We start from the raw sequence: 10,259 nt of genomic DNA, 5'->3' as shown, positions 1-10,259 counted from the left end.
TGCGGCGTCCCCGCACTCCGACACCGCCCCGCCACAAGACGGAAATCGCACTTTGGCAGTTGCTGTTGCTGTTGCCGTTGCTTGAAAGTTTCGGCGGGTGCAGGGCGCAGCCCTGCCGATACCCAACCTACTTGGCAGCAGCGATCTGCTTTTCGATGTCGGCGGCCGTCACCGGGCCGAGGAAGCTGTGCGCCAGCTTGCCCTGCGGGTCCAGCAGGTGCGTCAACGGCAAACCACGCGGCGTGGCGAAATCCGCCGGCGGGTCGAACGGGTCCACGATCACGATCGGATAGGTCACCGGATGCTTGGTCAGGAACGACTGCATCTCCGGCACCTCGATGTCTTCATAGGCCAGGCCGACCACCTCGATGTTGCTGCGCATCGCGTGCAGCGCCGACAGCTCCGGCATTTCCTTGCGGCACGGTGCACACCAGGTCGCCCAGAAATTCACCACCACCCACTTGCCGCGATGCGCGGCCAGGTCGTAGTCGCTGCCATCCACTGCCTTCATCTTCAGCGTCGGGAACTCGGCGGTGGTGCGCTCGGCCGGGGTTTCATCGACCGGTGCCGGAGTGGTCGGCGTCGGCGCCTGTGCCGGTGGCTGGCTGCTGGCGGGGGTCGGCTCCTGGGCCGGCTTGCAGGCCGACAGCGCCAGCAGCAGGGCCAGCGGGAGCAGCAACGGGGTCTTGCGGGTCATGGCATGTCTCCGGAATCGGTGTAGATATCGCTGACCTTGCGCTTGAGGCGTTCGCGCAGGGGCAGCCGCAGATCGTCCAGTGCCGCCAGCGCAGCACGGCCCAGGCTGTCGTCGCGGTAGGGCAGATGCTGCTCGGCTACCGGGATGCGCAGCTGGGTGCATTCGTACAGATCGGCCAGGCTCACCTGGTCCAGGTCGCGCGAGAGCAGCCATTCGCCGCGTTCATCGCGGCGCAACAGGCCGATTTCCTGCAGGTTGCAGGCCAGGTCCTGCAGCAGCGAGTCGGTCAGCATCGGCTCCAGACGCAGGATTTCATCGTCGGCCAGGCCCTTGCCCTTGGCACGTGCATGGTGGAAGCGGCCGAGCAGGCGCAGCAGGCCATAGAACTCGTAGCCCTGCGGCAGGCGCAGTTCCACCGGCTGGTAGCGGAAGGCCGCCATCGACGAGGACAGCGACGCGCCCAGCAGCACCGCCACCCAGCACAGGTAGATCCACAGCAGCAGGATCGGCACGAACGCCACCGTGCCGTAGAGCTTCTGGTAGGACTGGAAACTGCCCAGATAGGCGCCGATGCCCCACTTCACCAGTTCCAGGATCACCGCCGCGAGAATCGCGCCGGGCACCGCGTGCCGCCATTTCACGGTGTGGTGCGGCACCACCCGGAACATCAGCGTGATGCAGACGAACTCGATCAGGATCGGCGCCAGCCGCAGCGCGAACTCGGCCAGCCAACGACCTTCCTGGGTCCCGAACAATGGCATCGCGAACACACGCGCCGACACCGCCAGCGAAGCGGCAGCGAGCATCGCGCCCAACGTCAGCACGGTCCAGTAGACCAGGAAGCGGGTCAGCTTGGGCCGGGTCGAACCGACCCGCCAGATCTGGTTGAAGGTCTCTTCAACGCTGTTGAGGGTGATCAGCAGCGATACCACCAGCGCGATGAAGCCAGCGGCGGTGAGCTGGCCGGCACTGGCCGAGAACTGCCGCAGGTAGCCCTCCGCCGCACGCGCGGCGTTGGGCACGAAGTTGGAGAAGACGTAATCGCTGAGCTGGTCGCTCCAGCGGTCGAAGACAGGGAAGGCCGAGAGCACGCCGAACACCACGATGGCCAGCGGCACCAGCGCGAACACCGTGGTGTACGCCAGCGCCGCCGCTGCCTGGAACAGGCGGTCGTCGAGGAAGCGATGCCACAGGAAGCGGCCGAAACTGATGGCCCGTGCGCGATCCCGCGCGCGCTCCATCCACAGGTTGAGCGTATCCAAAGGTTCCATCGGCGAAAGGGTACCCGATGCGGAATGCTCGCAGGATAGCCATACTGGTGGCCACACGACGAGGAGAAGCGGGCACGATGGGCGAGATTCTGGTGCTGTACTACAGCCGGGGCGGTTCGGTGGCACGGCTGGCGCGCCAGATCGCGCGGGGCATCGGCGAAGTGCCGGGCATGAGCGCGCGCCTGCGCACGGTACCGCCGGTGGCCGCGGTGACCCAGACCGCGCAGCCGCCGGTGCCCGACGATGGCGCCCCCTATGTGAGCGTGCAGGACCTGGTCGAGTGCCAGGGCCTGCTGCTCGGCAGCCCGACCCGCTTCGGCAACATGGCCGCCCCGGTCAAGCATTTCCTGGATGGGCTGGGCGCCGAATGGGTCAATGGCACCCTTTCCGGCAAGCCGGCCGGCGTGTTCACCTCCACCGCCTCGATGCACGGCGGGCAGGAATCGACCCTGCTGTCGATGCAGGTGCCGCTGCTGCACCATGGCTGCGTGATCGTCGGCATCCCGTTCACCGAGCCGGCGCTGAGCCACACCACCAGTGGCGGCACGCCCTATGGCGCCAGCCACGTCGCCGGTGCCGCCGACGACCCGCAGCCGACCGACGACGAGGCGGTGTTGGCGCGCGCGCTGGGCCACCGGGTGGCCGACATCGCGCAGCGGCTGGCCCGATGAGCGCCGCGCCGCGCACGGTCCTGCTGCTGGCCCTGATGGGGCTGGCCGCGCTGTTCGCCGGCTGGTTCATCAATGACAAGCACTGGCTGGCCACCCAGCTGGTGTTCACCGCGCCGCCACTGGCACTGGCCATCGCACTGCGCCTGGGCTGGCGCAAGGCCGGTTTCTGGGCCTCGGTGCTGGCCCTGGGCTGGTTCAGCCACGGCGTGATGAGCGCCTGGAGCCACCCGGAGACGCGCTGGCTGGCGCTGATCGAGATCGCGCTGGCCCTGCTGGTGATCTTCAGCGCCAGCCTGCCAGGGCTGCGCGCCCGCTTCGGCAAGCGACGCTGACGCTGCGCCCGCCGGGCCGTATCATCTGTGTTCCTGGCCCCGCGCCGCTGTACCTGTCCTGGTTTCGCGCATGCACATGATGGAAGAGCTCCTGGTCGTCACCACCGGTGGCACGATCGACAAGATCTACTTCGACGACAAGTCGGACTACCAGATCGGCGACCCCCAGATCGGCATGATCCTGCGCGAGCTGGGCGTGACGTTCCGCTTCAATGTGATTCCGATCCTGCGCAAGGATTCGCTGCACATCAACGATGAAGACCGCGAACTGATCCGCGCCACCATCGCCGCGCAGCCGACCCGGCACGTGCTGGTGACCCACGGCACCGATTCGATGGTGCAGACCGGCAAGGTGCTGGCGACGATCCCGGACAAGACCATCGTGATGACCGGCGCGCTGAGCCCGGCGCGTTTCCGCGGTTCGGATGCGGAGTTCAACATCGGCTGCGCGATCGGTGCGGTGCAGTCGTTGCCGAGCGGCGTGTACATCGCGATGAACGGGCGGATTTTCGACCCGCAGCACGTGCGCAAGAACGTGGCCGCGAACCGCTTCGAATCGGTTTGAGGAACGGCGTGCCGACCAGGGTCGGCACCCACCACGACGCGGCGGCACGCACACCGCGCGGCCCCATGCAAAAACGCCCCGGCCTAAGCCGGGGCGTGCCCATGGAGAGGGGCTTGGGCTCAGTACTGGGCGTTGAGGGTCAGGCCCGAGAAGGTGCTGTACGCCTTCACCCGCACATACCAGGTGCCGGCGGCGGGGCTGTTGACGGTGCAGGTTTCAGCATTGCCGCTCAGGTACGGACGGCAGGTGTACACCGTGTCGGTCGGGGCACTGCCCTGGCGCAGATACAGGTCGGCGTCACCGCTGCCGCCACTGATCGCCACGCGCAGCTGGGTGCTGCCGGCCGGAACGTTCACGGTGTAACTCAGCGAAGCGCCGCTGGCAGCGCCCAGGCCGGTCACCGGAACGTTGTTCTGCAGCACGTTGCCACCCGGGTTCGGGCCGCCGCCGTTGATCGCTGCAGCGACCGCCGCGTCGGCGTCGATGATGCCGGCGCCGCAGCCACCCGAGCAGGCGCCCGGCAGCGGGCGTGCGGTGCTCTTGATGATGCTCTCCACCTGCGCCGGGCTCAGCGGGCTCGGGGCTACGGATTGCATCAGCGCGACCACGCCGGCCACGTGCGGTGCCGCCATCGAGGTGCCGTTGTACGAAGCGTAGCTGGCACTGCCCGGGGTAGTGGTGCCGCTGTTGAGGGTGGACAGGATGCCCTGGCCCGGTGCCGAGATATCGATACCGTTGCCATAGTTGGAGAAGCTGGCACGCGCACCGGCCGAGGTGGTGGCCGCCACTGCGATCACGTTCGGGCAGTTGGCCGGCACCGACGAGGACACGTTGGTGTTGCTGTTGCCGGCGGCGACCACCACGGTGGTGCCACGGCCGACAGCGCCATTGATCGCGTTCTGGTAGGTGGTCGAGCAGCTGCCACCGCCGCCCAGCGAGAGGTTGATGACCTCGGCCGGATTGGCATTGGCCGGCACGCCGCTGACGCTGCCGCCGGAGGCCCACACAATCGCGTCGGCGATGTCAGAGGTGTAACCGCCGCATTTGCCGAGCACGCGCACCGGCACGACCTTGGCGTTGAATGCGGTACCTGCCACGCCGGTGCTGTTGTTGGTCACCGCCGCCACCGTACCGGCCACGTGGGTACCGTGCCAGCTGGAGTTCGAGCCCGGGTAGCCCGCCTGGCACTCGTTGTCGCCGTACCAGTCGCCCTCATCGTTCGGGTTGTTGTCGCGGCCGTTGCCGTCGCGCGCCATCGCCGCATCGCTGATGAAGTCGTAGCCCGGCAGGATGTTGGCATTGAGGTCGGCATGGTTGGTGATGCCGGTGTCGATCACCGCCACGACCACACCGGTGCCGGTGGCCTTGTCCCAGGCCGGCCGGATGTTGATGCCGGCATTGGAGGTGCCGAAGCCCCATTGCTCGCTGAAGCGGGTGTCGTTCGGGGTCAGCGTGGCACGCATGATCTGGTCGACTTCAACGTATTCCACGTTCGGGTCGGCGGCCAGCTTGCGCATCAGCTGCTCGGATTCGGCCTGGTCGAGCGGACGATCGGTCTTGACCAGGGTCGGGCCGACGGCCAGCTTGCGGACCTGCTGCAGGCCCAGCGCGCGGCCCTGGCTGCTGGCCAGGCCGGCGGCGGCACTCTTCAGTGAAGAGGCCAGTGCGGTGGTGTTGGCCACCGGCGCGCTGCCGTCGCGGTACTTCACGATGAAACGCTGGTGGGTCTGCGCGGACTGCAGGCCGCTGAGCTGGACATCACCGGCCAGCGCAGGCGTGGCCAGCAGCAGCGATGACAGGACGGACGCACCAAGGACCACCCACACTCGACGCACACGCGGTTGCGTTACCTGGGACATCGTATTTCCCTTTCTTGTGGTGTGAATGCCGGAATCGGCAGAAGCACCGGCCCGAACCCTGGGCTGGCTTGCATTGGCGAGGTTCGAAGTCCGGCGAGCCAGCGGATCCCCCTTCCGATCCGCCGTGCAGATGACGCTAAAGACCAAAACCGGACACCACAAGATTTTCAGCGTCTTTTCAGCAAGATGAAATGTTCGTTCTGAGACTTCCCGGGTCGAGGGTTTGTGAAGGTGAAGGAACTTTCTCGGGCCCTGCACGCACCTGACTGGGTCATCACATGTCCTGCGATGACTTTGCCGACATCGGCGTCCACTGCTGTCACCAACGACCGCGGAGCGCCTGCCCGCCGCGTCGGACGCGCTGACTACTTTGCCTGCGGAACGCGCGCCGGCCGGATGCGCTGCCCTTTGACCGGCTCGCCGCGTGCAATCGGCTGGCCATCGGCCACGTAACCGGAGAACTGTGCCGGCAACGCTTCGCCGACACCGAACACGGGCCCGGCCTGCAGCTGGTAGTGCAGGTGCGGCTCGGAGGAGTTGCCGCTGTTGCCACAGTCACCGAGGTGCGCGCCGCTGCGGACAACCTGTCCCTGCGCAACGCGCACACTGCCCTGGCGCAGGTGCGCCAGCACCGAGTACTCCTCATTGCCGTGGTCGAGGATGACGCGGTTACCGGTGAGCTGGGCGGCATTCATCTGGCCCGGCACGTTGTCGGCCACACCCTCGATCACTTCCACCACCGTGCCATCGGCTGGCGCGAGGATCGGGCGACCGAAGCAGTAGTAGTCATCGTTGCGCAGCCCATCGCCACGGTGCGAGCGGCCATCGCGGAGCACCAGCAGATCCAGCGCGAAGCGCTGGCCGGCATGGGCCGCATGGTAGTTCTGTTCGACAGTACGCCCGCCCCAGAACACGAAGTACTCATCGTCGAACGGCAGTTGCAGCCGTGTGCGGGTCTGGTAGTCGAGGAACCCGCTCGCCGCTGCCTGCGGCGGTGCGGTCTGTAGCGGGCGGATGTAGAAGCCGCCGATCCGCCCTTCGGCATCGATGGCCCACAGCACCTGGATGATGGCCGGGCTCCTGGCGAAGCGCGCCTGTCGCAGATAGGTGTCGAATCCATCAACCTTCTCGACCTTCTCACTGACCAGCTCGGTTTCTGCGCCCCAGCCCGCCAGCACCTGCTCGCGCAGCGCCACCAGGCTCTGCGGGGACTGCAGCCCCGCCTGCATCTGCGGCGTCATCCGTTCCCACAGTGCGTCGACGTGCCCTTCGTAGAACTGCGTGGTCAGCGTGGCGCCTTGTTGGCGCGGATCTGTGGCCGCAGCCGCACTGGTGAGAGCAGAGAAGGAAACAACCAGAACTGCAAACAGGCGCGGAAGCAATGTCATGTCAGGGGTCCTTTCGATCCGGATCGGGAAGGCCGGCAACGATGGCCGCCAGCTGCGTGCGGTACTCGGCCAGGGCAGTGCGGCCCCTCGGCGTCAACTGCAAAGTGGTCAGTGGGCGCTTGCCGCGGAACGACTTGTCGATGGCGACCAGACCTGCCGCTTCAAGCTTGCTCAGATGGCTGGAGAGGTTGCCCTTGCTCAACCCGCTGAGATGCTCGACAAATCCGAACTCGGCGGATTCGGCACCTGCCAGGATCGACAGGATCAGCAGGCGCGCCGGCTCGTGGATCAAGCGGTCGAGCTGGAGCAGCGCTCTGGAATCAGGCAGCTGGGTCATTCGACGTTCGTCCGCGCCGCCATGAACGCGCGCATCTCCACCTGCAGCCGCTGGAAGCGCTGGTGGTCACGCCAGCCGACCACGATCAGTGCGATGGATGCCAAGGGGAACACCGCGGTGCTCGGGCCGAAGCCATACGCCTGCCCGGTGAAGGCCAGCGCGGCCTGGCACAGCAGGAACACGCCCACGATGAACTCCAGCGGTGTCCGCAGCCAGCGCCACACCACCCAGGGCAACAGGGCCACCACGACCAGGTAGCCAATGGCGCGCAGGTCCCAGGGGCGTTCGCCCATCGGTACCAGCCGGGTCAGCACGCTGCCGATCACCAGCACGCTTACGAGCGCGGTGAAGGCGATGAAGAAGCGCTGGAAATTGCGTTCGACCGGCGTGACCTGCTCCTCGACCTGGCCCAGCCGCTGGTAGTAGCGGCGTGCCAGCCATTGCTTGCCGACGATCCACAGCACCGGCACGGCAATCAGCACGATGCGCAGCGCCAGGGTGGTCGGCAACAGGGCGCCGGCAAGGAACGAGGCCAGGCAGGCGATGCCGCCTGCCATCGCCGACAGGCCCCCGGCACTTCGCGAATACCGCGAGTATTCACGGGTCAGCGCCTGCAGGCGCGAGGAAGGATCGATGACGGACGGCTGCTGCATGACACGCTCCATCGGGGTCGCTTGAATTTAGTTTGCATCGCAAACCTATTTGCGTCAAGCGATCACCTGCTGCGGTCTGGCGGACGGGCCCACAACGCAGAAAGCCCGTCACTGGGACGGGCTTTCCAGAGGCGCAGTCGAGCATGGCTCGACGCTACGGTTCGGCGTGGGCGATCAGCCCAGCTTGACCAGCCAGTTGTGGCGGTCCGGCAGGCGGCCGTACTGGATGTCGGTCAGTTCCTTGCGCAGCGACATGGTCACTTCGCCGGCCGGGGCATTGATGTCCCCCACCGAGAAGCCCTCGCCCTTCAGCTGGCCGATCGGGGTGACCACCGCCGCGGTGCCGCAGGCGAACACTTCGGCGATCTCGCCGGAGGCAACGCCGTCCTTCCACTCGTCGATGCTGACCTTGCGCTCTTCGACCTTCATGCCGCGGTCGCGGGCCAGCTGCAGGATGCTCTCGCGGGTAATGCCCTCAAGGATGCTGCCCGAGAGCTGCGGGGTGACCAACGTGCCGTCCTTGTAGACCAGGAACACGTTCATGCCGCCCAGTTCTTCCAGGTACTTGCCTTCGACCGGGTCGAGGAACAGCACCTGCGAGCAGCCCTGTGCCTGCGCCTTCTGCTGCGGCAGCAGCGAAGCCGCGTAGTTGCCGCCGCACTTGGCGGCGCCGGTGCCGCCCTTGGCTGCACGCGCGTATTCGGTGGACAGCCAGATCGACACCGGGGCGACGCCCTTGGCGAAGTACGGGCCAGCCGGGCTGGCGATGACGTAGTAGCCGGCCTTGTGCGCGCCACGCACGCCGAGGAAGGCTTCGTCGCCGATCATGAACGGACGGAAGTACAGGCTCGACTCATCGGCCGACGGCACCCAGGCGCTGTCGACGGCGATCAGCTGCTTCAGCGATTCGACGAAGATCTCCACCGGCAGTTCCGGCAGCGCCAGGCGCTGCGCCGAACGCTGCAGGCGACGGCCGTTGGCATCCGGGCGGAAGGTCCAGATCGAACCGTCGGCATGGCGATAGGCCTTGATGCCCTCGAAGATTTCCTGGCCGTAATGCAGCACGGCTGCAGCCGGGTCCAGCTGCAGCGGGCCGTAGGCGCGCACGTTGGCGTTGTGCCAGCCGGTGTCCTTGTCCCAGCGCACTTCCACCATGTGGTCGGTGAAGTGCAGGCCGAAGCCCGGCTTCTCCAGGATCTGGGCGCGCTCTTCAGCGCTGCGCGGGTGGTCCGAACGGGTGACGGCGAAGCTGGGAATGGACTGGGACACCGGAGATTTCCTGTTCTGGTTGCGGGTAATGCCGGGCCCGCGTCACTGCGGGCCGTGGGTCAAAGCATGCCGGTCTCGAGCCGGGCCGCCTCGGACATCATGTGCTGGTTCCACGGCGGGTCGAACACCAGGTCGACGTCGGCCTCGGCCACCGTCGGGATCATTTCGAGCTTGCTGCGCACGTCGTCGACCAGGATCTCGCCCATGCCGCAGCCCGGTGCGGTCAGGGTCATTTTCACGTCGATCTCGCGCTTGCCTTCGTCCAGGTGCTTGATCTCGACTTCGTAGACCAGGCCCAGTTCGACGATGTTCACCGGAATTTCCGGGTCGAAGCAGGTGCGCAGCTGCTGCCACACCAGCTGTTCCACCTGTTCATCCGTGGCATCGGCGGGCAGCTCCAGCGGTGCCGGCGCCTCCTTGCCGATGGCGTCGCCGTCCTTGCCGGCGATGCGGAACAGGTTGCCCTCGACAAACACCGAGTAACTGCCACCCAACGCCTGGGTGATGTACCCATAGCTGCCGGCAGGCAGGGTCACGGTATCGCCCTGCGGGACCATCACGGCCTCGCAATCGCGTTCGAAGTGGACAGGTTCGCTGCTACGGGAATACATGGGGACCGATATGGGGCCGTGGCCGGGGCCACGCAAGACGGCATTCTAGCCCAGCCGCCCTGCGGCCGCCGGTGCACTGCGGCAAACCACAGTATCCTGTGGGTGATCTTCAGGGAGCTTCGATGTCCTCCAATGCCGCGCGTGCCAGGACCGTGACCTGGCTCTGGCCCATCATGCTGTTGCTGGGTCTGGTTGTTGCTCCCCTTGCCTGGATGGTGCTGGCGCTGATGACCGGCCGGCAGGTCGGCTGGATGGCGGTACTGACCGCCCTGGAACTGGTGTTCATGCTGCGCATGGGTACGCTGGGCCCGGGCCGGTTGCGCATCGCGCTGGTCGTGCTGGGCACGCTGCTGGTGGCCGCCGTGGCCAACTGGGCCATCGCCAGCGCCTGGATGGGCGGCTCGATCGGGCTGGATCTGTGGGACGCCACGATGCGGATGGGCCCGCACCTGGCCTGGACCCTGATCACCCTCGCCAATGGCGCAATGGAATGGCTGTGGCTGGCCCTGGGCGTGGCCGTGGGCGCCTGGCTGGCGCGCTGACCGCGCAGATCCACGTCACGCGTGGATGAGGGTAGCGCCGGGCCATGCCCGGCGAGCGCAGCGG

The 10,259-nt window shown here is 66.9% G+C and carries 12 protein-coding genes; 4 read left to right on the top strand and 8 right to left on the bottom strand.

Translation table 11 applies throughout. The features are described 5' to 3' along the window. Positions 1-127: 127 nt before the first annotated feature. Together G5A07_RS20660 and G5A07_RS20655 are read right to left on the bottom strand one after the other, a co-directional pair. Complete coding sequence (locus G5A07_RS20660) at positions 128-697, bottom strand: TlpA disulfide reductase family protein (protein WP_019338136.1); 570 nt, start codon at positions 695-697, stop codon at positions 128-130. Next, positions 694-1,968 (bottom strand): YihY family inner membrane protein, encoded by a 1,275-nt coding sequence (locus G5A07_RS20655; protein ID WP_019338135.1) that lies wholly within the window; start codon positions 1,966-1,968, stop codon positions 694-696. The genes G5A07_RS20660 and G5A07_RS20655 overlap by 4 nt, the downstream gene beginning before the upstream one ends. 77 nt (positions 1,969-2,045) lie before the next feature. Here G5A07_RS20655 and wrbA point away from each other — a divergent pair, with 77 nt between their 5' ends. The 3 genes from wrbA to G5A07_RS20640 all read left to right on the top strand — a co-directional run bounded on the left by wrbA (position 2,046) and on the right by G5A07_RS20640 (position 3,536). Continuing rightward, positions 2,046-2,639 carry an NAD(P)H:quinone oxidoreductase gene (gene wrbA, locus G5A07_RS20650; protein ID WP_191863930.1) on the top strand — a complete coding sequence of 198 codons (594 nt, stop codon included), beginning with the start codon at positions 2,046-2,048 and terminating at the stop codon, positions 2,637-2,639. Beyond that, on the top strand, positions 2,636-2,971 hold the full coding sequence (locus G5A07_RS20645) for a DUF2069 domain-containing protein (protein ID WP_049408967.1): 336 nt from the start codon (positions 2,636-2,638) through the stop codon (positions 2,969-2,971). Before wrbA ends, G5A07_RS20645 begins: the two co-directional genes overlap by 4 nt. A 79-nt stretch (positions 2,972-3,050) precedes the next feature. Then, positions 3,051-3,536 carry an asparaginase domain-containing protein gene (locus tag G5A07_RS20640; protein ID WP_010481766.1) on the top strand — a complete coding sequence of 162 codons (486 nt, stop codon included), beginning with the start codon at positions 3,051-3,053 and terminating at the stop codon, positions 3,534-3,536. Between the two features lie 119 nt (positions 3,537-3,655). Here the strand turns inward: G5A07_RS20640 and G5A07_RS20635 are convergent, their stop codons facing one another. From G5A07_RS20635 to sufT, 6 genes are all read right to left on the bottom strand, one after another. Continuing rightward, positions 3,656-5,395 carry a S8 family peptidase gene (locus G5A07_RS20635; protein ID WP_029379778.1) on the bottom strand — a complete coding sequence of 580 codons (1,740 nt, stop codon included), beginning with the start codon at positions 5,393-5,395 and terminating at the stop codon, positions 3,656-3,658. 365 nt (positions 5,396-5,760) lie between these two features. Beyond that, positions 5,761-6,783, bottom strand: a complete 1,023-nt coding sequence (locus G5A07_RS20630) for a M23 family metallopeptidase (RefSeq protein WP_126561080.1) — start codon at positions 6,781-6,783, stop codon at positions 5,761-5,763. Position 6,784: 1 nt separating this feature from the next. Further along, positions 6,785-7,120, bottom strand: a complete 336-nt coding sequence (locus G5A07_RS20625) for a transcriptional regulator (RefSeq protein WP_010481771.1) — start codon at positions 7,118-7,120, stop codon at positions 6,785-6,787. Further along, a complete protein-coding gene (locus tag G5A07_RS20620) occupies positions 7,117-7,773 on the bottom strand; it encodes a hypothetical protein (RefSeq protein WP_143994653.1) in 657 nt (218 codons plus the stop codon). The genes G5A07_RS20625 and G5A07_RS20620 overlap by 4 nt, the downstream gene beginning before the upstream one ends. A gap of 174 nt (positions 7,774-7,947) precedes the next feature. Next, positions 7,948-9,042 (bottom strand): branched-chain amino acid aminotransferase, encoded by a 1,095-nt coding sequence (locus G5A07_RS20615; protein ID WP_010481775.1) that lies wholly within the window; start codon positions 9,040-9,042, stop codon positions 7,948-7,950. Positions 9,043-9,101: 59 nt separating this feature from the next. Beyond that, complete coding sequence (gene sufT, locus G5A07_RS20610) at positions 9,102-9,653, bottom strand: putative Fe-S cluster assembly protein SufT (protein ID WP_005415385.1); 552 nt, start codon at positions 9,651-9,653, stop codon at positions 9,102-9,104. A gap of 122 nt (positions 9,654-9,775) precedes the next feature. Here sufT and G5A07_RS20605 point away from each other — a divergent pair, with 122 nt between their 5' ends. Next, on the top strand, positions 9,776-10,195 hold the full coding sequence (locus G5A07_RS20605; protein WP_010481778.1) for a hypothetical protein: 420 nt from the start codon (positions 9,776-9,778) through the stop codon (positions 10,193-10,195). The last annotated feature ends 64 nt before the right edge of the window (positions 10,196-10,259 follow it).

Source organism: Stenotrophomonas sp. AS012628, from assembly GCF_010608305.1.
Taxonomy (GTDB): domain Bacteria; phylum Pseudomonadota; class Gammaproteobacteria; order Xanthomonadales; family Xanthomonadaceae; genus Stenotrophomonas; species Stenotrophomonas geniculata.
Note: the sequence above shows the minus strand (reverse complement) of the source record. Positions and strands in the feature narration are given on the sequence as shown.

Bases quoted from the DNA above. Each gene is read 5' to 3' on its own strand.
- G5A07_RS20660 (WP_019338136.1), bottom strand. From the start codon at position 697: ATGACCCGCAAGACCCCGTTGCTGCTCCCGCTGGCCCTGCTGCTGGCG.
- G5A07_RS20655 (WP_019338135.1), bottom strand. From the start codon at position 1,968: ATGGAACCTTTGGATACGCTCAACCTGTGGATGGAGCGCGCGCGGGAT.
- wrbA (WP_191863930.1), top strand. From the start codon at position 2,046: ATGGGCGAGATTCTGGTGCTGTACTACAGCCGGGGCGGTTCGGTGGCA.
- G5A07_RS20645 (WP_049408967.1), top strand. From the start codon at position 2,636: ATGAGCGCCGCGCCGCGCACGGTCCTGCTGCTGGCCCTGATGGGGCTG.
- G5A07_RS20640 (WP_010481766.1), top strand. From the start codon at position 3,051: ATGGAAGAGCTCCTGGTCGTCACCACCGGTGGCACGATCGACAAGATC.
- G5A07_RS20635 (WP_029379778.1), bottom strand. From the start codon at position 5,395: ATGTCCCAGGTAACGCAACCGCGTGTGCGTCGAGTGTGGGTGGTCCTT.
- G5A07_RS20630 (WP_126561080.1), bottom strand. From the start codon at position 6,783: ATGACATTGCTTCCGCGCCTGTTTGCAGTTCTGGTTGTTTCCTTCTCT.
- G5A07_RS20625 (WP_010481771.1), bottom strand. From the start codon at position 7,120: ATGACCCAGCTGCCTGATTCCAGAGCGCTGCTCCAGCTCGACCGCTTG.
- G5A07_RS20620 (WP_143994653.1), bottom strand. From the start codon at position 7,773: ATGCAGCAGCCGTCCGTCATCGATCCTTCCTCGCGCCTGCAGGCGCTG.
- sufT (WP_005415385.1), bottom strand. From the start codon at position 9,653: ATGTATTCCCGTAGCAGCGAACCTGTCCACTTCGAACGCGATTGCGAG.
- G5A07_RS20605 (WP_010481778.1), top strand. From the start codon at position 9,776: ATGTCCTCCAATGCCGCGCGTGCCAGGACCGTGACCTGGCTCTGGCCC.